17 protein-coding genes are annotated in these 21,664 nt (G+C 71.7%); 13 read left to right on the top strand and 4 right to left on the bottom strand.

Going from position 1 to position 21,664, the window contains the following annotated elements; genetic code table 11:
* Positions 1-34: 34 nt before the first annotated feature.
* The 12 genes from ACFCXS_RS08835 to ACFCXS_RS08780 all read left to right on the top strand — a co-directional run bounded on the left by ACFCXS_RS08835 (position 35) and on the right by ACFCXS_RS08780 (position 16,975).
* Positions 35-1,372 (top strand): ABC transporter substrate-binding protein, encoded by a 1,338-nt coding sequence (locus ACFCXS_RS08835; protein WP_376642342.1) that lies wholly within the window; start codon positions 35-37, stop codon positions 1,370-1,372.
* A gap of 2 nt (positions 1,373-1,374) precedes the next feature.
* A complete protein-coding gene (locus ACFCXS_RS08830; protein WP_376642341.1) occupies positions 1,375-2,319 on the top strand; it encodes a carbohydrate ABC transporter permease in 945 nt (314 codons plus the stop codon).
* Complete coding sequence (locus ACFCXS_RS08825; RefSeq protein ID WP_376642340.1) at positions 2,316-3,209, top strand: carbohydrate ABC transporter permease; 894 nt, start codon at positions 2,316-2,318, stop codon at positions 3,207-3,209. Before ACFCXS_RS08830 ends, ACFCXS_RS08825 begins: the two co-directional genes overlap by 4 nt.
* A 2-nt stretch (positions 3,210-3,211) precedes the next feature.
* The gene (locus ACFCXS_RS08820) at positions 3,212-4,477 is read left to right on the top strand and encodes a 6-phospho-beta-glucosidase (RefSeq protein WP_376642339.1); all 1,266 of its coding nucleotides are present in this window, start codon (positions 3,212-3,214) and stop codon (positions 4,475-4,477) included.
* On the top strand, positions 4,468-5,439 hold the full coding sequence (locus tag ACFCXS_RS08815; RefSeq protein WP_376642337.1) for an N-acetylglucosamine kinase: 972 nt from the start codon (positions 4,468-4,470) through the stop codon (positions 5,437-5,439). The genes ACFCXS_RS08820 and ACFCXS_RS08815 overlap by 10 nt, the downstream gene beginning before the upstream one ends.
* 565 nt (positions 5,440-6,004) lie before the next feature.
* Positions 6,005-7,450, top strand: coding sequence for a hypothetical protein (locus ACFCXS_RS08810; RefSeq protein ID WP_376642336.1), 1,446 nt, complete (start codon positions 6,005-6,007; stop codon positions 7,448-7,450).
* 59 nt (positions 7,451-7,509) lie between these two features.
* Positions 7,510-8,499 carry a glutamate ABC transporter substrate-binding protein gene (locus ACFCXS_RS08805; RefSeq protein WP_376642422.1) on the top strand — a complete coding sequence of 330 codons (990 nt, stop codon included), beginning with the start codon at positions 7,510-7,512 and terminating at the stop codon, positions 8,497-8,499.
* Between the two features lie 68 nt (positions 8,500-8,567).
* A complete protein-coding gene (locus tag ACFCXS_RS08800) occupies positions 8,568-9,905 on the top strand; it encodes a hypothetical protein (RefSeq protein ID WP_376642335.1) in 1,338 nt (445 codons plus the stop codon).
* A gap of 17 nt (positions 9,906-9,922) precedes the next feature.
* On the top strand, positions 9,923-12,484 hold the full coding sequence (locus tag ACFCXS_RS08795; protein WP_376642333.1) for a tetratricopeptide repeat protein: 2,562 nt from the start codon (positions 9,923-9,925) through the stop codon (positions 12,482-12,484).
* 3 nt (positions 12,485-12,487) lie between these two features.
* A complete protein-coding gene (locus tag ACFCXS_RS08790; RefSeq protein WP_376642332.1) occupies positions 12,488-13,903 on the top strand; it encodes a PP2C family serine/threonine-protein phosphatase in 1,416 nt (471 codons plus the stop codon).
* Positions 13,904-14,003: 100 nt separating this feature from the next.
* Positions 14,004-15,350 (top strand): VWA domain-containing protein, encoded by a 1,347-nt coding sequence (locus ACFCXS_RS08785; RefSeq protein ID WP_376642330.1) that lies wholly within the window; start codon positions 14,004-14,006, stop codon positions 15,348-15,350.
* Between the two features lie 32 nt (positions 15,351-15,382).
* Positions 15,383-16,975, top strand: coding sequence for an FHA domain-containing protein (locus ACFCXS_RS08780; protein WP_376642329.1), 1,593 nt, complete (start codon positions 15,383-15,385; stop codon positions 16,973-16,975).
* Positions 16,976-17,114: 139 nt separating this feature from the next.
* On the opposite strand, the gene ACFCXS_RS08775 is transcribed toward ACFCXS_RS08780, so the two are convergent.
* Entirely contained in the window at positions 17,115-18,098 is a 984-nt protein-coding gene (locus ACFCXS_RS08775) for a methyltransferase domain-containing protein (RefSeq protein WP_376642328.1), read from the bottom strand.
* A 59-nt stretch (positions 18,099-18,157) separates the two neighbouring features.
* Between ACFCXS_RS08775 and ACFCXS_RS08770 the strand changes: the two genes are divergently transcribed.
* Complete coding sequence (locus tag ACFCXS_RS08770; protein ID WP_053671759.1) at positions 18,158-18,571, top strand: globin; 414 nt, start codon at positions 18,158-18,160, stop codon at positions 18,569-18,571.
* Between the two features lie 39 nt (positions 18,572-18,610).
* Here the strand turns inward: ACFCXS_RS08770 and ACFCXS_RS08765 are convergent, their stop codons facing one another.
* Genes ACFCXS_RS08765 through ettA form a run of 3 tightly spaced genes read right to left on the bottom strand, consistent with a single transcriptional unit; the run spans position 18,611 to position 21,360 of the window.
* Positions 18,611-19,279: a hypothetical protein gene (locus ACFCXS_RS08765; RefSeq protein WP_376642327.1), complete on the bottom strand. Its 669-nt coding sequence runs from the start codon at positions 19,277-19,279 to the stop codon at positions 18,611-18,613.
* The gene (locus ACFCXS_RS08760) at positions 19,276-19,689 is read right to left on the bottom strand and encodes an acyl-CoA thioesterase (protein ID WP_376642326.1); all 414 of its coding nucleotides are present in this window, start codon (positions 19,687-19,689) and stop codon (positions 19,276-19,278) included. The genes ACFCXS_RS08765 and ACFCXS_RS08760 overlap by 4 nt, the downstream gene beginning before the upstream one ends.
* A gap of 6 nt (positions 19,690-19,695) precedes the next feature.
* Positions 19,696-21,360, bottom strand: a complete 1,665-nt coding sequence (ettA, locus tag ACFCXS_RS08755) for an energy-dependent translational throttle protein EttA (RefSeq protein WP_352099377.1) — start codon at positions 21,358-21,360, stop codon at positions 19,696-19,698.
* Positions 21,361-21,664 lie beyond the last annotated feature (304 nt).

Raw genomic sequence — 21,664 nt, 5'->3', positions numbered from 1 at the left:
CCCTTCTTTCCCCCGTGCCTCAGGGAGCTCTGCCATGCCCGGAACATCCAGAAAAGCGACTTTCGCGCTCGTCGCCTCCGCCTCCATCGCCCTCCTCGCCACGGCCTGCACCGGCCGGCCGGACGCGGGCGCGAGCGACGACGCGTCCAAGGAGACGACCCTCACCTTCTGGCACGCCTGGAGCGCGCCCTCGGAGGTGAAGGCCGTCAAGGACCTGATCTCCGGATTCGAGAAGGCGCACCCCGACATCCACGTCGACGTCGTCGGCAACATGACGGACGACAAGATGAACCAGGCCCTGCGCACCGGCGGTGCCAAGGCCCCGGACGTGATCTCGTCGTTCACCACGAACAGCGTCGGGAAGTTCTGCTCCTCGGGCGCGCTGGTGGATCTCGACCCGTTCTTCGAGAAGTCGGGCATCGACCCGGAGAAGACCTTCCCGAAGGCGATGAACGAGTACACCCGGTTCGACGGCAACCGCTGCGCGGTCCCCCTGCTGGGCGACGCGTACGGCCTCTACTACAACAAGACGGCGTTCAAGAAGGCCGGCATCACCGCCCCGCCGAAGACCTGGTCGGAATTCGCCACGGACGCCGAGAAGCTGACGATCCCCCGGGGCGACACCTACAAGCAGCTCGGCTTCATGCCGGACTACCACGGCTGGGAGACCACCACCGAGCACTACCTCGGCCAGTTCTCCCCCACGTACTTCGACAAGGACGGCAAGTCGAACGTCGCCAAGGACCCCGCTTTCGCCCAGGCCTTCACGGTCCAGAAAAAGCTGGTCGACGAACTGGGCGGCTACCGGAAGCTGGAGACCTACCGCTCCGAGCTCGGCGACGAATGGGGCCCCAAGCACCCCTTCCACACCGGCCAGGTCGCCATGCAACTCGACGGCGAGTGGCGCCTGGGCATGGCCCTCGCCACCAAGCCGAAGTTCGACATCGGCGTCGCCCCGCTGCCCGTCCCCGACGACCAGGCCGACCAGTACGGCAAGGGCTACATCACCGGCACCATCGCCGGCATCGCGGCGACCAGCAAGAAGCAGAACGCCGCCTGGGAGCTGGTGAAGTACATCAGCACGAACACGGACGCGGTGGTGAACTTCTCCAACGCCATCCACAACGTGCCCTCGACGCTCGCGGCCCTGAAGTCCCCGAAGCTGACGTACGACCCGCGCTTCAAGACGTTCCTGGAGATCGCGGCGAACCCGGACTCCACCACGGCCCCCGCCTCCGTCAACGGCGGTGTCTACCTCACCACGATCCAGCAGTTCGGCTACGACTACGAGAGCGGCAAGGCGACCGACCTGAAGAAGGGCCTTCAGCAGACCGCCCGGCAGATCGACACGGACATCGCGCAGGCGAAGTGACCATGGCCACCTACACGTTGCGGGCGAAACACCGCCGCTCGACCCTGCGCACCCTCGCCTTCCTCTCCCCCTGGCTGATCGGCTTCACGGTCTTCTTCGCCTATCCCCTGCTCTCCACCGTCTACTTCTCCTTCATGCACTACGACGGCTTCAGGCCGCCCGTGTGGAGCGGCACCAAGAACTGGGTGTACGTCTTCGAGCACTACCCCCTCTTCTGGCCCGCCCTGCGCAACACCCTGTGGCTGGTCGTCGTCATGGTCACGCTCCGGGTCGCCTTCGGCCTGGGCGTGGGCCTGCTCATCACCAGGATCAAGACGGCCACGGGCGTCTTCCGCACCCTCTTCTACCTGCCGTACCTGGCCCCGCCCGTCGCGGCCACGATGGCCTTCGCGTTCCTCCTCAACCCCGGTACGGGCCCGGTCGACGCGATCCTGGAGAAGGCCGGCCTGCCCACCCCCGGCTGGTTCAACGACCCCACCTGGTCGAAACCGGCCCTGACCCTGCTGGCCCTGTGGGGCATCGGCGACCTGATGGTCATCTTCATGGCGGCCCTGCTCGACGTGCCGAAGGAGCAGTACGAGGCGGCGGAACTGGACGGCGCGGGCTCCTGGCAGCGCTTCCGCCACGTCACGCTCCCGAACATCTCGCCGATCGTCATGTTCGCGGTCGTCACGGGCGTCATCCAGACGATGCAGTACTACACCCAGCCACTGATCGCCGGAAAGGTCGCCTCGGGCGTGATCCAGGGCGCGGGAACGCTGTTCGAGCCCGGTTACCCCGACAAGTCGACCCTCACCCTCCCCCAACTCGTCTACAACCTGGGCTTCCAGCGCTTCGACTACGGCTCGGCCTGTGTGGTCGCCCTGGTCCTCTTCGCCCTCTCCATGGCCTTCACGGCCCTCCTGATGCGCCGCCGGGGCGGCCTGATCCAGGCAGGTGAACGATGACACAGGTGCTCGACAAGCCCCTGGAGCTGAAGACAGCCCCGTCGCCGGCGGAACGCACGGCCCACCGCAGGGCCCTGCTGGAGTGGATCGCGGTCCATTCCCTCGGCGTCGCGGCGGCCCTCTTCTTCACGCTCCCGTTCGTCTTCGTCCTCCTCACCTCCCTCATGAGCGACAGCCAGGCACTCAGCCGCGACCTGGTCCCGCACACCTGGGAGTGGGGCAACTACGCCCAGGTCTTCGACACCCCCGGCTTCCTCACCTGGTGGAAGAACACCCTCATCTACGCGGGCCTGGGCACGGTCCTCACGGTCGTCTCCTCGATCCCCGTGGCCTACGCCCTGGCCAAGTTCCGCTTCCGCGGCCGCAACCTGGCCCTGATGCTGGTCATCTCGATGATGATGCTGCCACCGCAGGTGATCGTCATCCCGATGTACCTGTTCTGGGCGAAGCAGCTCGACCTGTCCGGCACCCTCTGGCCGCTGATCATCCCCATGGCGTTCGGCGACGCGTTCTCCATCTTCCTCCTCCGCCAGTTCCTCACGACGATCCCCGACGAGTACGTGGACGCGGCCAAGGTGGACGGCTGCGGCGACCTGCGCACGCTGCTGAAGGTCGTTCTGCCGATGGCCAAGCCGGGCATTGCCGCAGTGGCCCTCTTCCAGTTCTTCTACGCGTGGAACGACTACTTCGGCCCCCAGATCTACGCCTCGGAGAACCCGGGCGCCTGGACGCTCTCCTACGGCCTGGAGTCCTTCAAGGGCGCCCACCACACCGACTGGAACCTCACCATGGCCGCCACCGTGCTGGTCATGGCCCCCGTGATCCTCGTGTTCTTCTTCGCCCAGAAGGCGTTCGTCGAGGGCGTCACGCTCACCGGAGTAAAGGGTTAGACATGAAACTCACCGTGGTCGGCGGAGGCTCGACCTACACGCCCGAACTCGTGGACGGCTTCGCCCGCCTGAGGGACACCCTGCCCGTCGAGGAACTGGTCCTCATGGACCCGGCCCGGGACCGCCTCGACCTGGTCGGCGGCCTGGCAAGGCGCATCTTCACCCGCCAGGACCACGCGGGCCGCATCACCACGACGACCGACCTCGACGAGGCGGTGGACGGCGCGGACGCGGTCCTCCTCCAATTGCGCGTCGGCGGCCAGGCCGCCCGTCAGCAGGACGAGACCTGGCCCCTGGAATGCGGCTGCGTGGGCCAGGAGACCACCGGAGCCGGCGGCCTGGCCAAGGCGCTGCGCACGGTCCCGGTCGTCCTGGACATCGCGGACCGCGTCCGCCGCACCAACCCCCACGCCTGGATCATCGACTTCACGAACCCGGTGGGCATCGTGACCCGGGCCCTGCTCCAGGCGGGCCACAAGGCGGTGGGCCTGTGCAACGTGGCGATCGGCCTCCAGCGCAAGTTCGCGGCCCTGCTGTCGGTCGAGGCCTCCGCGATCCACCTGGACCACGTCGGCCTCAACCACCTCACCTGGGAGACGGCCGTACGCCTCGGCGGCCCGGAGGGCGAGGACGTCCTGCCGAAACTGCTGGGCGAGCACGGCGACACGATCGCAGCCGACCTCCGCCTGCCCCGCCCGCTGCTGGACACCCTGGGCGTGATCCCCTCCTACTACCTGCGCTACTACTACGCGCACGACGAGGTCGTACGGGAATTGGGCACGAAGCCGTCCCGGGCGGCCGAAGTGGCCGCGATGGAGCGGCAACTGCTCACGATGTACGCCGATCCGGCCCTGGACGAAAAACCGGAGCTGCTCGCCAGGCGGGGCGGCGCCTTCTACTCGGAGGCGGCGGTGGACCTGGCGGCGGCCCTGCTGGGCGGCGGCGGTTCGCCGTACCAGGTGGTGAACACGTACAACCGGGGCACGCTCCCCTTCCTCCCCGACGACGCGGTGATCGAGGTCCAGGCGGCCGTGGGGGCCAAGGGCGCGACCCCGCTCCCCGTCCCACCCGTGGACCCGCTCTACGCGGGCCTGATGGCCGGCGTCACGGCCTACGAGGACCTGGCCCTCCAGGCCGCCCTGCACGGCGGCAGGGACCGCGTCTTCCGCGCCCTCCTCTCCCACCCCCTGGTCGGCCAGTACGCGTACGCCGAGACGCTCACCGACCGGCTGATCGCACACAACCGGGAGCACCTCGCGTGGGCCTGAGCACACGAGTCCTCGCCATCGACGCGGGCAACAGCAAGACGGACGTCGCGATCGTGACGGCGGACGGGGACGTCCTCGCCACGGCACGCGGAGGCGGCTTCCGTCCCCCGGCCGTCGGCGTCGACACGGCGATGGACGCCCTCGCCGAAACGGTGACGCGGGCCCTCACCACCGCCGGACTCAGCTCGGTCACCCACGTCTCGGCATGCCTGGCGAACGCCGACTTCCCCGTGGAGGAGGACCGGTTGGCCGCGGCCTTGCGGGCACGCGCCTGGGGCACGACGGTGACGGTCCGCAACGACACCTTCGCGATCCTGCGGGCCGGTGTCACCGAGCCCCGGGGCGTGGCGGTCGTCTGCGGCGCGGGCATCAACTGCGTGGGCATGCGCCCCGACGGCCGCACCGCCCGCTTCCCGGCACTGGGCAGGGTCTCGGGCGACTGGGGCGGCGGCTGGGGCCTGTCCGAGGAGGCCCTCTGGCACGCCTCCCGGGCGGAGGACGGCCGCGGCGCCCCCACCGCCCTGTCCCACACCCTCCCCGCCCACTTCGGCCTGCCCTCCGTGTACGCCCTCGTCGAAGCGCTCCACCTGGAGCACATCCCGACGCTCCGCCGCCACGAACTGACCCCGGTCCTCTTCGCCACGGCCGCCGACGGAGACCCGATCGCCCGCACGATCGTGGAACGCCAGGCGGAGGAGGTGGTCTCCATGGCGGTGGTCGCCCTGACCCGCCTGGACCTCCTGCACGAACCGACCCCGGTCCTCCTGGGCGGCGGCGTCCTGTCGGCCCGGCACGCCCAACTGAACGACCACATCGAACACTTGCTGACAGCCCGCGCACCGAAGGCGATGCCGCAGGTGGTGACGGCGAGCCCGGTGCTGGGGGCGGCACTGCTGGGCCTGGACAGGGTGGGCTCGGGCGAGGGGGCACAGGGGCGGTTGCGGAGGTACTACGGCGTGTGAGTCGCCAGGGCTGTCCCTCAACCTCTCAGCGCCACGATTGCCTGCAGCTGGGGCGGACGGCCCCACGCACCCGCACCCGCGGACGGCGAGAAGGGGCCGTGTCGGGGGGTGTCCGCCCGCAGCGGTTGTCGCGTCAACGAACAGTCAGTCGGCACGCAACCCCATCGCGACGTTCCGAGGACGGACACCCCCCGGCGCGGCCCCGACCCACCACCCGGCGAAGGCGAGGGACGCGCACCCCCACCCGGCAAGCCGCGCAGCCCTACCCGGCACAAGGCGAAAGCCACGCACCCCCACCCGTGGCACAAGCCGAAAGCCGCGCACCCCCACCCGGCACAAGGCGAAAGCGGCGCACCCCCACCGAAGCACCCACGGGGCCGCCGCAGCCATCTCCGCCACACCAAGGGAACCGAACCAGCCCTCCGTACGTGTTCCTGAACAGCGGGTGGCGCACCTGGGGGTGGTGCGCCACGCTGCGATCCGATCAAGATCGGGCCAAGGCCGGTGCGGATGTCGGTCCCGGCAGCGATACTTGCGGCGACGGATGACCACGGGGGAGGTCACAGTGACGCACACGCCGAAGAGCAGCCCACCACCAGGTGCGGCCCTGCCCGTCCTGCCGGCGGTCCCGGCGCAGGCAGCACCCCCCACCCGGCCCCCCGAAAACGCACCCGCACCCGCACCCCCGACGGGCCCCCGCCGCACCGCGTTCGCCGAGGGCCTCGACCAGCTCCGCTCCGCCGCCACCACAGAGCCCGGCCGCCTGCGCATCATCGGCGCCCTGCTGGCCCTCCTCGTCATCGCCTTCGGCGCCGTCACCGCCTGGCAGATGACCGACCGCGCGGCCGCCGCCGACGACGTCCTCACCCGCAGCCAGCCCCTCAGCTCGGACGCCGCCGACATCTACCGCTCCCTCGCGGACGCCAACACCGCCGCGTCCAGCGGCTTCCTCGCCGGCGGCCAGGAATCGGCCTCAACCCGCGACCGCTACGAGCGGGACATCCGCACAGCCGCGGAGAAGCTCGTCAACGCCGCCGCGAACGCCGACCCGGACTCTCCCTCCACGGCGACGATCGCCGAGCTCAACCGTCTCCTCCCGGAGTACAAGGGCCTGGTGGAGCGCGCCCGTACGTACAACCGGCAGGGCTTCCCCGTCGGCGGCGCCTACCTCCGCTACGCCAACGAGAAGATGCAGGAGCAGATGCTCCCGGCGGCGGAGGACCTCTACACGAAAGAGAACCAGCGCCTCAGCGCGGACTACGCGGCGGCCACGCCCTACCCCTGGGCGGCCATCGCCCTCGGCGTCACCGCCCTGGCGGCGCTCGCCTGGGCGCAGCACCGCAACTACCGGCGGACGAACAGGGTCCTGAACCACGGCCTGTTGGCCGCCACCGCCACCGCCACGGTCGTCCTGCTCTGGCTGGTCGTCGGCCACACCCTCGCCCGCGCGGGTCTGAACGACTCCTTCGACCACGGCGTCCGCTCCCTGAACGTGCTGCACGACGCGCGCATCGCCTCCCTCAAGGCCCGGGGCAACGAGAACCTGACCCTGGTGGCCCGGGGCGCGGAGACGAAGAAGGTCGGCGAGAAGACGTACGACGCCTACGACTACGACTTCGGCACGGACATCAAGAACCTGGCGAAGTATCTGGCGGCAGCCGAGAAGCTCGCCGACGACGACTCGGGCGAGCGCCCCGTCACCGCGGCCATGAGCAACATGCGGGTGTGGAAGGAGCGCCACACCGCGGCCCGCGACCAGGACGAGAACGGCAACTACCAGCAGGCGCTGGAACGGGTGATCGGCACCAAGGACGCGACCGGCGAGTGCTTCGACAGCGTCGACGAGAACCTGCGCACGGCACTCGCGCACGAGGAGACGGAGTTCAAGCGCGCGGCGGGCGACGGCCGTGACGCGCTGACCGGCATGCCGGCGGGCGTGGCCGTGCTGGCGGTGCTGGGTGCCGCGGGCGCGGTCGTGGGCATCGGCCGCAGGCTGTCGGAGTACCGGTGAACGGGCCAGGGGCGAGGGGAGGAACGACCGTGCGAGACACGCTCAGGGGCTGGGGCGGAGTGGCCGCGATGGCAGTCGTCTGCGCCCTGGTGGCGCTGGTGGCCCTCTGCCTGCCGCTCACCACGACCACGAAGACCGCCCAGAACACCACCGCGACCACCCGTACCGCCGTGACCGGGGCGGAGGAGGACTGCGAGGCCCCCGAGAAGCAGACCCTCTCCCCTTCCTCCGCCGACGGCGACACCATCCGGAAGATCAAGGACCGCGAGGGCGAGAAGCGCAAACTGATCGTCGGCGTCGACCAGAACAGCTACCGGTGGGGCTACCGCAACCCCAACAGCGGCAAGGCGGCGGAGCTCGAGGGCTTCGACATCGACCTGGTCCACCGCATCGCCGAGGACATCCTCGGCGACCCGGACGCCGTCCAGTTCAAGGCGATCCCCACCAACCAGCGCATCCCGGCGATCCAGGACGGCAGCGTGGACATGGTCGTCCGCACGATGACGATCAACTGCGAGCGCATCGCCGACGTGGCCTTCTCCGCGCCCTACTTCAAGACGGGCCAGCAGGTCCTGGCCCCGAAGACCTCGCCCGTCAAGGGCTACGACGACACGCTCGCGGGCCGCAAGGTCTGCACGGCCGCCGGCTCCACGGCCCACACCAGGCTGGAGGAGGACAAGAAGTCCGGCGAACTGCCCGCCGACACCGACATATCCACCACCGTCCCGAACCAACTCGACTGTCTGGTGCGGCTCCAGCTCGGCGAGGTCGACGCCGTGGTCACCGACGGCGCGCTCGCCGCGAGCCAGGCGGCACAGGATCCGACGGTCGAGCTCAAGGGCGACGCCTTCACTGCCGAGTACTACGGCGTGGCGATGAAGAAGGACGCGGACGATCTGGTACGCCGGGTCAACCAGATCCTGGTCGACTACCGCAAGGACACCGCGAACGGCTGGCAGGCCTCGTACAGCCGGTGGCTGTCGGCGACTCTGGGCAAGGATCCGAAGAAGTCGGAACCACCGGCACCGCAGTACCTCCGCACGAGCTGACGACCGGCACACAGCCGGACCCCGACCGAGAACGCCCCGACGGGCACGACCGCAGCGAGAGGTGATCGATGGGCGCCACGGGACCCACCGGGCCGGTGATGGACCGGGACGAGGTGGACCGTGCGCTGGCGCGGCTCGGCGCGGAGCACGAGGCGATCGAGACCTCGCTCCTCGCCCTGCAGGACCACGCGGGCCGCAGACTCCTGGAGGGCGCCGAGCTGACCGGCGTCACCCAGGAGCGCTGGACGTCCACGGAGGCGTCGATCACGCTGCTGTGGACCTACTTCGACGCGTACACCGACGCGCTGCGCTCCGCGCGCGACATCCGCTCGCGCCGCCGCTGGTCCAGCCGCGAGGACCTGGTGGAGCTGACGGAGCTCCTGAACGGCGACTCGGTCACCGTCGCGGGCAGCGCCGCGGCGACCGCCAACGCCCCGACGCTGCACTCCGGTCCGACCAGGCTCAGCGAACGCCACTCGCTCAGCGCCCTCGTCGACCGGATGAACGAGCTGTACGCGTCGAGCCTGGACATGGTGATCGCCGCCGACGTGGTCTGGTCGGCGCTGCCGGCCCGGATAGACCTGCTCGCGGCGGAACTCCAGCGCACCCGCCGGCTCGCGCACTCGGTCGGCGTGCGCCCCGGCGAGCACCCGGCCGGTGACGACCTGGAGCGCATCACGCGGGTACTGACCAAGCTGCGCGAGCAGGTGGTGTCGGACCCGCTGGCGTTCTGGCTGCCCTCGGAGGGCAGTTCGGCGCCGGGCGGCGGCAGACCGGACACGACGGTGTACGACCGCGAGGCCCGCGCCCTGGACGACGTACGCCGCGAGATCGACGCCGTCCTGACGGTCCGCCAGGACGCCGAGAAGCGGATCGTGCGACTGCGGGACATCCTCAGCCGCGCGGACCGCACGCTCGCCGAGGCGCGCACGGCACGCGGCGAGGTCCTCGCGAAGATCGCGGCGACGGAGGTGCCCGTGGTCAGCGGGCCGCCGACCGTGCTGCAGGAACAGGTGGCGGCGGCTGCCGAGTACCGCAGGCAGGCGCAGTGGCACCGGCTGTCCCCGCTGCTGGAGTCGCTGGAGCAGAAGGCCGAGGACGAACTGCTGCGCGCGCGCGAGTCGTTGACGGCGGTCACCGCGCCGCTGGCGGTCCGCGCCGAGCTGCGCGGCAGGCTCGACGCGTACAAGGCGAAGGTCGCCCGGCACGGCTTCGCCGAGGACAGGCTGCTGGTGGAGCGGTACGAGAAGGCGCGCCGCATGCTGTGGAGCGCTCCCTGCGACCTGCGCGCCGCCGAGCAGGCGGTACTGCGCTTCCAGCACGCGGCGGCGGAACTGCTCGGCGGGGGCCCGCGGCCGCCGGAGCAGAGCGTGCCGGAGGACGACCGGAGGGGGCCGGGCGCATGAGCGACGAGGGGGAGTCCATGAGTCAGGCGACGCACGAGCCGGCCGGCTCGCCACGCACCTGTCAGCGCCCCGCTTGCGAGGGCAGCTACGAGGACGTCGGCGGCGGTGAACTGTACTGCGACACCTGCGGCCTGGCCCCGGTCGTCGCGCCCGGGGGCCGCCCCTGCGGGGACGGGACGGTCGGTTCGCCTCCCACCGGAGTCACCGCCGGGGGCAAAGGCGGCTCCCGCGGGTCCGCCGGCAGCGGCAGTTCCCGCTCCAGCGGCCGAAGTTCGCGGACGTCGTCCCAGTCGTCGAAGTCCCGCCGCTCGGTGTCGGGGCGCCTGTCGCGGTCGCTGTCCGGCAAGTCGACGGGCCGCTCGGTGTCGGTGCGCAGTTCAGGTTCGGCCGCCGGTTCCGGGTCCCGGGGCCGGCTGGGCGCCGGTCTCGTGCAGGTGCCGCCGATCCCGCGGCCCGACCCGCGCGAGATGGTCCTGGACAACCCGGAGGTGCCCGAGCGGAAGCGGTTCTGCTCGCGCGCCGACTGCGGCGCCCAGGTGGGCCGGGCGCGCGGTGACCGGCCGGGCCGTACGGAGGGCTTCTGCACCAAGTGCGGGCACCCGTACTCGTTCGTGCCGAAGCTGAAGGCCCTGGACGTCGTGCACGGCCAGTACGAGGTGGTCGGCTGCCTGGCGCACGGCGGGCTCGGCTGGATCTACCTGGCCGTCGACCGGGCGGTCTCGGACCGCTGGGTGGTCCTCAAGGGCCTGCTGGACACGGGCGACCAGGACGCGATGGCGGCGGCGATCTCCGAGCGGCGGTTCCTCGCGGAGATCGAGCACGCCAACATCGTGCGGATCTACAACTTCGTGGAGCACCTGGACCAGCGCACGGGTTCGCTCGACGGCTACATCGTGATGGAGTACGTCGGCGGCAAGTCGCTCAAGGAGATCGCCAACGCCCGCCGCACCCCGCAGGGCAGGCGCGACCCGCTGCCGGTGGAGCAGGCCTGCGCGTACGGCATCGAGGCGCTGGAGGCGCTCGGGCACCTGCACAGCCGGAACCTGCTGTACTGCGACTTCAAGGTCGACAACGCCATCCAGACCGAGGACCAGCTCAAGCTGATCGACATGGGCGCGGTGCGCAGGATGGACGACGAGGAGTCGGCCATCTACGGCACGGTCGGCTACCAGGCCCCGGAGGTGGCCGAGGCGGGCCCGTCGGTGGCGAGCGACCTGTACACCGTCGCCCGCACCCTCGCGGTCATGACCTTCGACTTCCAGGGCTACACCAACGTCTACGCCGACTCCCTGCCCGACCCGGACCACATCGAGGTGTTCCGGCAGTACGAGTCGTTCTACCGGCTCCTGGTCCGTGCCACGGATCCCGACCCGGCCCGCCGGTTCGCCTCCGCGCAGGAGATGACCGAGCAGCTGACGGGCGTCCTGCGGGAGGTCGTCTCCCTCCAGACGGGCCGCGCCCGCCCCGCCCTGTCCACGCTGTTCGGTCCGGAACTGCGGGTCACGGACACGGAGTTGTTCCCGAGGCTCGACGGCGAGGTGTCCCGCCTGGGGGCCCGGGTGCCGCGGGCCCGGGCCCGCGCCGGTGCTCCCGCCGCCCTGCCCGATCCGCAGCGGCCCGGGCCCGCGCACAGCCTCGTCAAGCCCGTCGACACCCCCGCCGCCGCGTTCGCCCTGCCCGTCCCGCGTGTCGACCCGACCGACCCCAACGCCGGTTTCCTGGCCGGCCTGATGACCTCGGCGCCGGGCGAGCTGCTCGGCGCCCTGGCCGCCGCCCCCGCCCCGTCGATCGAGACGCGGCTGAGGCAGATCAGGGCCTGGCTGGAGACCGGCGATCCGGCCGCGGCGCTGCAGGCGCTGGTCACGCTGGAAGGTGAGCGGCCCGACGACTGGCGGGTGGTCTGGTACCGGGGCCTGGCCGCCCTGGTGACCGGCGACGACGAGGGAGCCGCCCTCGCCTTCGACGCGATCTACGACGCCTTCCCGGGCGAGATCGCACCCAAGCTGGCGCTGGGCCTGTGCGCGGAGGTGCTGGGCCAGCTCGACAACGCCGCCGAGTACTACCGGCTGGTGTGGTCGACCGACCCGAGCCATGTGAGCGCCGCGTTCGGCCTGGCGCGCGTCCAGTTGGCGACCGGGGACCGGCATGGCGCCGTGCGTACGCTGGAGTCGGTGCCGGAGTCCTCCATCCACTACACGGCCGCCCGGGTGGCGGCCGTGCGGGCGCGGCTGCGGCAGCGCACGGCGAGCGCCTCCGACGCGGCGTTCCTGGGGGATCTGACGGCGGCCGCCGCGCAGGTCGAGGCGCTGGAGGCGTACGGTCTGGATCCGGCGCGGCGGGAACAGTTGTCGGCCGAAGTCCTCGGTTGCGCGCTGGACTGGGTACTCTCCGGGGGCCAGGGTTCCGCCCCTCCCGCCGCCGGGGGACGGACGCTGCTCGGCAGCGGCCTGGACGAGCGGGGCCTGCGTTTCGGCCTGGAACGCTCGTACCGCACGCTGGCAAGACTGGCGCGGGGCGGCGAGGAGAGGATCGACCTGGTGGAACGTGCCAATCGTTACCGCCCCCGGACGTGGGTGTAGTTGATGTCGCAGATGCCCCAGCAGGCCGCTCTGTCGAAGTGTCCGAGCTGCGAGGAACCCCTCGAGTCGGGTGACCGTTTCTGTGGCGCGTGCGGATACGACCTGTCCGCCGTGCCGCAACGGCCGCAGGACAACCCGACCATCGCCATGAACGGCTCGGTGCCCGCGCAGGGCGCTCCGGCCGGTGAGTATCCCGAGCCGCCGTCGGCGCCCCCCGCCGGCACGGCCTGGCCCGGGCCGGACGGCGCGGATGCCCCGGACGCGGTGCACCTGCCGGCGGACCTCCCGGGCACGGACTCGGGCGGCTCCGCCCTGCCGCCGGAGACACCCCCGCCGCCGAGCGCCCCGCCGGCCGCGGGCGGGGGCGTGCGGTTCGACCGGCCCCAGGCCGACGGGTCCGCCGCGTCACCGGAGATCTACCAGACACAGCCCGACGAGTACCTCCTCCAGGCACCGGACCCACGGGCGTCCGCCGATCCGGCGGCCCAGGCCGCGGGCACCGGCGGCAAGGTCTGCGTCGCCTGCCGGGCCGGCCGCGTGGACGACGACGGCTACTGCGAGAACTGCGGCCACGCCCAGCCGCGCGAACGGGACCACATGGAGCAGGAGTCCGGCCCGGTGGCCGCGGTCAGCGACCGCGGCCTGCGCCACCACCGCAACGAGGACGCGTTCGCCATCGGCACCACCGCGCTGCCCGACGGCTCCCCGGCCTCCGTCGCGATCGTCTGCGACGGCGTCTCCTCGGCGACCCGCCCCGACGACGCCTCCGCGGCGGCGTCCAGGGCGGCGGGCGAGACGCTGCTGGCGGCCCTGCCGCGCGGCACGCACCCGCAGCAGGCGATGCACGACGCGATCCTCGCCGCCTCGCGCGCCGTCAACTCGCTCGCCGCGGAACCCGCCACGGCCCTCGAGCAGGCCCCCCACCAGAACGCCCCCGCGTGCACCATCGTCGGCGCCGTGGTGACGTCGGGCCTGCTGATCGTCGGCTGGGTCGGCGACAGCCGCGCCTACTGGGTCCCGGTCGACCGCAGCGCTCCCCCCGCCCGGCTCACCGAGGACGACTCCTGGGCCGCCCAGATGGTCGCGGCGGGCCTGATGAACGAGGCGGAGGCCTACGCCGACGAACGCGCCCATGCGATCACCGGCTGGCTCGGCGCGGACGCCTACGAACTGGAACCGCACACCGCCGCGTTCAAGCCGGACCGGCCCGGCGTGGTGGTGGTCTGCACGGACGGCCTGTGGAACTACGCGGAGGCGGCCGAGGAGATGGCCCGGGTCGTCCCGCTCGACGCGGCCACGCAACCGCTGCACAGCGCCCGGGTCCTCCTCGGCCACGCCCTGGACGGCGGGGGCCACGACAACGTAACAGTGGCGCTCGTGCCGTTCCCGGCCGTGCCCCAGGGGGCAGGATCGGCCTGAGGCCACGTACGGGGACGCCTCGGCGGACCGGAGGGGACCGGTCCGCCTAACCGTCATCACCCCGCCGCGGCGGGGGCTTTGGAGGGGGATCGAAGCAGGCATGGCCAATTTCTCGAAGTCGAACGTGCCCCAGTTCTCGGTGGACGTCTACCAGAACGAGTACCTGCCGGAGGGCGCCGGCGAGGTCAACGCCATCGTCACGGTGACGGCGACCGGCGGCGGCACGATCGGCAGCTCGGTCGCGGCGCCCCGCCTCTACTCGCCCGGCCAGGGCCCGTCCGCGGCCGTGGCGGTCATGGTCGACTGCTCCGGGTCGATGGACTACCCGCCGACCAAGATGCGCAACGCCCGCGACGCCACGGCGGCCGCGATCGACACCCTGCGCGACGGCGTGCACTTCGCCGTGATCGGCGGGACGCACGTGGCGAAGGAGGTCTACCCGGGCGGCGGCCGTGTCGCGGTCGCCGACGCCACCACCCGCGAGCAGGCCAAACAGGCGCTGCGCTCGCTGAGCGCGGGTGGCGGCACGGCGATCGGCACCTGGCTGAAACTGGCCGACCGCCTGCTGTCCTCCGCGGACGTCGCCATCCGGCACGGCATCCTGCTCACCGACGGCCGCAACGAGCACGAGTCGCCCCAGGACCTGAAGGCCGCACTCGACGCGTGCGCCGGGCGTTTCACGTGTGACGCGCGCGGCGTGGGCACCGACTGGGAAGTGAAAGAAGTCACAGGGATCGCCTCCGCCCTGCTCGGCACCGCCGACATCGTCGCCGATCCGGCCGCGCTCGCCGCGGACTTCACGCGGATGATGGAGACGGCGATGGGCAAGGAGGTCGCGGACGTCTCGCTGCGGCTGTGGACCCCCGTCGACACGACCGTGAAGTACGTCAAGCAGGTCGCCCCGACGGTCGAGGACCTGACCGGCCGGCGCACCGAGGCGAGCCCGCGTGCCGGCGACTACCCCCTTGGTTCCTGGGGGGACGAGTCGCGTGACTACCACGTCTGCATCGAGGTCCCGGTCGCGAACATCGGGCAGGAGATGCTGGCGGGCCGGATCTCACTGGTCGTTCCGCAGCCCGACGGCAGCGCCCAGAACCTCGGCGCGCAAGGCCTCGTGCGGGCCGTGTGGACGGACGACATGGTCGCCTCGACGTCGATCAACCCTCAGGTCGCCCACTACACCGGGCAGGCCGAACTGGCACAAGTCATCCAACAAGGCCTGGATCTTCGCAAGTCTGGCGATATGGATGGAGCAACGGCCAAACTGGGCCGGGCCGTTCAGCTCGCGAGTGCCTCGGGGAACGCAGATACTGCGAAACTGCTTGCGAAGGTGGTGGACGTGGTCGACGCCGCGACCGGTACTGTGCGACTGAAGGCGAAGGTCGCGGAGGCTGACGAGATGACGCTCGAAACCCGTTCCACCAAGACCGTTCGTGTCAAGAAGTGACCTAGAAGAGATCGAAGGAGGGACGCGCCGACATGCCGACCTGCCCGAACGGACACCAGTCGGGTTCCGACGACTGGTGCGAGGTCTGCGGTCACCGCATGGCGGGTGCCGTGCCTCCGCCTCCTCCCCCACCGCCCCCGCCCGGCGGCTACGGCTTCCCGCCCCCCGCCGGACCGGGCGGCCCCGGTGGTCCCGGTGGTCCTCCCGGCGGTCCTGGTGGGCCCGGTGGTCTCGGCGGCCCCGGTGGGCGCCCGCCGCACCTGTCCGCCGTGCCGAACGCCGAGCCGGAGCTCTGCCCGCAGTGCCGCACACCGCGTGAGGGCGGCGCCCCGTTCTGCGAGGAGTGCCGGTGGAACTTCCTGACGAACACGGCGACGTCCTACACCCCCGCGGCCCCGCCGCCCGGTCCGGGCGTGCGTTTCCAGCCACCGGGCCAGCAGGGCGGACCGCCCCCCGGCCCGTCGTACGGCGGTGGTGACTCCTACGAGTACCAGGGCTCGCGCCCGTCCCAGGTGAACCGCCCGGCCGAGCCGATCCCGCCGTTCGGCGGCGACCCCTCCGGCCGCCCCGGCCCCGGTGGCCCCGGCGGCCCTCAGGGCGGTGGCTACGGCTACCCGCAGCCCGGCGGTGCGCCGACCTCGCCCGGCCCCGGCGGTCCTGGCGGCCCCGGTGGTCCCGGCGGCTTCGGCGGCCCTCCCGGTCCTGGTGGCCCGGGTGGTCCCGGTGGTCCTCCCGGTCCTGGTGGTCCTCCCGGTCCTGGTGGCCCCGGTGGTCCTCCCGGTCCCGGTGGCCCCGGTGGTCCCGGGGGCTTCGGAGGCCCTCCCGGTCCCGGTGGCCCGGGTGGTCCCGGCGGCCCCGGTGGCTTCGGTGCCGACCCCTCGCGGCCGGTCCCGCCCCCGCCCGGACCCGGTGGCCCTGGTGGTCCCGGCGGCCCCGGTGCCCCGCAGGCGTTCCACCAGTCCGGCCCTCCGGCCCCGCCCGGGTTCCCGCAGGAGACCCAGCGGCCCCCGCAGCAGGGCGGTCCGTCCTTCGGCGGCGGTGACGACGACTGGGTGATCTCCCCGCCGACGTCCGGCCCGGGCGGTCAGGGTGGTCCTGGCGGCCCTGGTAGCCCTGGTGGCCCTCAGAGCGGTGGCTACGGCTACCCGCAGCCCGGCGCGACCCAGGCCCCGCCCGGCCCCGGCGGCTTCCCGCAGCAGCCGCAGGCGCCCCAGGGACCCGCGACGTGGACCGCGACCATCGGCCCCGACCGCGACTACTTCATGGCGATGATGCAGCGCTCCGGTCCCGAGGCCGCGGGCCTGAACCTGCCCGCGTACTCGCCCGAGCAGCAGCGCACGCTCACCGGCAACCAGCTCACGATCGGCCGCCGCCGGCACTCCACCGGCGACACCCCCGACATCGACCTGTCGACGCCGCCGGAGGACCCGGGCGTCTCGCACCAGCACGCGGTGCTGGTCCAGCAGCCGGACGGCAGCTGGGCGGTCGTCGACCAGAACTCGACGAACGGCACGACGGTCAACGGCTCGGAGGAACCGATCCAGCCCTTCGTCCCCGTCCCGCTCCAGGACGGCGACCGGGTGCACGTGGGCGCCTGGACGACGATCACGATCCGGCGCGGCTGAGACGCCCGCTCCGGCCGCGCGGACGATCACGATCCGCCGCGGCCGGGAGCCGGTGACGGACGGATCCGGTGCCGCAGTCCGCCGTGGAGGCGGGCTGCGGCACCGTCGCGTCCGGGGGGATCCCGCGGCGGAAGACCCTTCACGACGGGAGGGGCCAGGCGTACGGCCCCTCCGGGTCGTCCAGCCAGGCCCACTCCGTCTCCTCGCCGACCGTGATGCCGTAGCGCTCACGCTGGGGCCTGCCCTCCTGCTCCCACAGCGCGTGGGCCTCCTGCGGGTCCAGGCTGCCGCGGGTCAGGGCCAGCAGGAACCGGAACAGGTCGTCCTCCCGCGCCCGGTGCGGCACCCCGCCCAGCTGGACCGGCTCGCCCCCGGGCCGGCCGCCGCCGCGCAGCGGCACGAAGTAGGCGGGCGTGTGCAGGAAACGTCCCTCGGCGCGCCCCGCGCCGGTCACCGTGAGCACGATCAGGCCGGTGGCGAGCGGCATGAGGATCCGGCCGCCGGGGCGGCTCTGGCCGACCCAGGCGCGCGGGACTCCGCCCAGGGCGCAGGTGGCGATGATCCGGTCGAACGGCGCGCGCTCGGGCACGCCCCGGGCGCCGTCGCCGGTGACGACGGCCGGGTGGTACCCGGCCGCGGCGAGGTGCCGGCGGGCCGACTCGGTGATCTCCGGGTCGAGGTCGACGGTCGTGACCTTGTCGTCGCCCAGCCGGTGGGCCAGCAGCGCCGCGTTGTAGCCGGTGCCGGCGCCGATCTCCAGGACCGTGTGACCGTCCTCGACGCGCAGCGCGGCCAGCATGTCCGCCATCAGGGACGGCTGGCTGCTGGAGGACAGCAGCTCGCCGTCGCGCAGCCGGGTGGCCAGCGGGGTGTCCTCGTAGGCGCCGCGCAGCCACCGCTCCCGCGCCTCGGGGTCGGCGCTCTCGCCCCAGCGGCGTTCGTAGCCACCGGCGGCACCGATGTAGTAGTACGGCACGAAGAGGTGCCGCGGGACCGCCGCGAAGGCCTCGCGCCAGCCCGGGTCGACGGCCCAGGCCCCGCTCGCCTCGATCCGCCGCACCAGCGCCGCCCGCGCGACTGCGGCGAGAGCGTCGAGTCCACTGCCGGGTGCGTAGCCGCCCATGTCTCCACAGTAGGGGCAGGGTCCTAGGTCTTGAGTCCTATGCCGGGGCGTCTGAGACCATGGATCGCGTGAATGAGATTCGGCGCGGCACGCTTCAGGAGCAGACCTTCTACGAGCAGGTCGGCGGGGAGGAGACCTTCCGTCGGCTCGTCCACCGTTTCTACGAGGGAGTCGCCGAGGACCCGCTGCTGCGGCCGATGTATCCCGAGGAGGACCTGGGCCCGGCGGAGGAGCGCCTGGTGCTGTTCCTCATCCAGTACTGGGGCGGCCCCACGACGTACAGCGAGAACCGCGGTCATCCCCGGCTGCGGATGCGGCACGCGCCCTTCGCGGTCGACCGGGCGGCGCACGACGCGTGGCTGAAGCACATGCGCGTCGCCGTCGAGGAGCTCGGCCTGTCCGAGGAGCACGAGCACACGTTGTGGAACTACCTGACGTACGCGGCGGCCTCGATGGTCAACACCGCGGGCTGACGCCTGCGGGGCGTCGTCCGGGGGACGCTCGGGGGCTGCTCAGCGGACGCTGACGTCCAGCGCCCCGAGCCCGGCACGGCGTACGGCGACGGACCCGTACGGGGTGCGCAGCCTCAGCCACGCACCCGACGAGAACAGCGCCGGCGGCACACCGGGGCGCAGGAAGCCGAGGGAGTGGGCCGCGTGCACGGCCCGGACGGGCAGCCGGGTGTCCCCGACCGTGCGGGACCAGACATCCCGCCCGATCCGGTCCAGCTCGGCCCGCGTCCGCCCCTCGGGGGGCAACTCCTGCGTACGCGAGCGGAACTCGGCGATCACCGCGGCCACGAGCTCGCGCAGCGCCTCCGGCGCCGGCAGCCCCGGCTCGGCCCGCCAGTCGCCCCGGGGCGGCAGCACACCGGCCCACGGCGGCCCGGTCACCGGGCTCGGCACGACGGCCGTGGCGGCCTTCTCGTCCACCGTCTCCAGGAACTCACCGGCGGACACGGTCACGTCCAGCGTGGCCTCGAGGCCCTTCTCGTACGGCTTGGCCAGCCGCACCGCGCGCACGGCGAGCACCTCGAAGGACGGCGGGCGTCCGAAGACGGCCAGTGCGGTGCCGGCGGCCTGAAGACGCACGGCCGCCCCGCGGTCGTAGTGGAGCAGCCGGGAGAGGAAGGCAGCGAGGTCCGCCGCCTCCCCCTCGTCGGCGAGGTGGAGCACCGTCATGCGGCGACGGCCTCCTCCTCGGCGTCATCCATGTACTCGCGCAGGAACTCCCGCTCCTCCGCGGTGATCCGGCGCGGGCGCTGCACCTCGAAGTCGAACGGCACGATCACCGTCGAGGCCCGCACGTAGACCTGGTCGTCGTCCTTCACCTCGTAGGTGAGGGTGAAGGACGCGGCCCTTATCTCGGTGACCCACAGCTCGATGTCGACCGGGTGGTGCCGGTGGACGAGCTGCCGCTTGTAGTCGATCTCGTGGCGCGCCACCACGGACCCCTGCTTGAAGTCCTTGTCCGGGCGGAACAGGAAGTCGATACGGGCTTCCTCCAGGTAGCGGAGGAACACCACGTTGTTGACGTGGCCGTACGCGTCCATGTCCGCCCAGCGCAGCGGGCAGCGGTAGATGTGCCGCAAGATCGATCAGCCCCGGGTCAGCTTCTTGTAGGTGGCGCGGTGCGGACGGGCGGCGTCCGGGCCGAGCCGCTCGATCTTGTTCTTCTCGTACGACTCGAAGTTGCCCTCGAACCAGAACCACTTGGACTCGCCCTCGTAGGCGAGGATGTGCGTGGCCACGCGGTCGAGGAACCACCGGTCGTGGGAGACGACCACGGCCGCACCCGGGAACTCCAGCAGCGCGTTCTCCAGGCTGGAGAGGGTCTCGACGTCGAGGTCGTTGGTCGGCTCGTCGAGGAGCAGCAGGTTGCCGCCCTGCTTGAGGGTGAGCGCGAGGTTCAGGCGGTTGCGCTCACCGCCGGAGAGCACGCCGGCCGGCTTCTGCTGGTCCGGGCCCTTGAAGCCGAAGGCGGACACGTAGGCCCGGGACGGCATCTCGACCTGGCCGACGTTGATGTAGTCGAGCTCATCGCTGACCACGGCCCACAGCGACTTCTTGGGGTCGATGTTCTCGCGGCTCTGGTCGACGTAGGAGATCTTGACGGTGTCGCCGACCTTGATGGCGCCGGAGTCCGGCTCCTCGATGCCCTGGATCATCTTGAACAGGGTGGTCTTGCCGGCGCCGTTCGGGCCGATGATGCCGACGATGCCGTTGCGCGGCAGCGTGAAGCTCAGGTCGTCGATGAGGAGCTTGTCGCCGAAGCCCTTGCTGAGGTTGCTGACCTCGACGACGACATTGCCCAGACGCGGGCCCGGCGGGATCTGGATCTCCTCGAAGTCCAGCTTCCGCATCTTGTCGGCCTCGGCGGCCATCTCCTCGTAGCGGGCCAGACGCGCCTTGGACTTGGCCTGGCGCCCCTTGGCGTTGGACCGCACCCACTCCAGCTCTTCCTTGAGCCGCTTCTGCCGCTTGGCGTCCTTCTGGCCCTCGACCTTGAGGCGGGCGGCCTTGGTCTCCAGGTACTTGGAGTAGTTGCCCTCGTAGGGGTAGAGGCGACCGCGGTCGACCTCGCAGATCCACTGGGCGACGTTGTCGAGGAAGTACCGGTCGTGGGTGACCGCGACGACGGTGCCCGGGTACTTGGCCAGGTGCTGCTCCAGCCAGTTCACCGACTCGGCGTCGAGGTGGTTGGTGGGCTCGTCGAGCAGCAGCAGGTCGGGCTGCTCGAGCAGCAGCTTGCACAGCGCGACGCGGCGGCGCTCACCACCGGACAGGTTGGTGACGGGCCAGTCGCCGGGCGGGCAGCCCAGGGCGTCCATGGCCTGCTCCAGCTGGGCGTCGAGGTCCCACGCGTTGGCGTGGTCGAGGTCCTCCTGGAGCTTGCCCATCTCGTTCATGAGCTCGTCGGTGTAGTCGGTCGCCATCTGCTCGGCGATCTCGTTGAACCGGTCGAGCTTGCCCTTGATCCCGGCGACACCCTCCTGGACGTTCTCCAGGACGGTCTTGTCCTCGGTCAGCGGGGGCTCCTGGAGCAGGATGCCGACCGTGTAACCGGGCGTGAGGAAGGCGTCACCGTTGGACGGCTGCTCGATGCCGGCCATGATCTTCAGGATCGTCGACTTGCCGGCGCCGTTCGGGCCGACGACGCCGATCTTCGCTCCCGGGAGGAAGCTCGTCGTCACGTCGTCGAGGATCACCTTGTCGCCGTGCGCTTTGCGCGCCTTGCGCATGGTGTAAATGAACTCAGCCAAGAGAAACCGTCCGGCAGCTTGAAACTGGCAGTGGGCAGATACACCCCATCTTGCCGTACCGCCAGGGCTGGGCGGAAACGCGTATGGGCGGGGGGCTGTGACCTGGCTCTTCTCGGATGTCGACTGCCAGGCGACTGTCACGGTCGGTCGCCTTTGGTCAACCTCGGGCACCCTCGCACGGCCCAGGGACGGCCCAGAGATGATCACTGAGAGGCAGTCTGCATCGGGTCGGGCCGCCCATGGTCCGCGGCCTGCCGGCGCTACCGCATCCAACTCATGAACTACCTGTGGGATGTTCATCTGA

It is taken from the genome of Streptomyces sp. NPDC056373 (assembly GCF_042262425.1).
Taxonomy (GTDB): domain Bacteria; phylum Actinomycetota; class Actinomycetes; order Streptomycetales; family Streptomycetaceae; genus Streptomyces.
The sequence above is the reverse complement of the archived record's forward strand: the minus strand, read 5'-3'. Positions and strand labels throughout refer to the sequence as shown.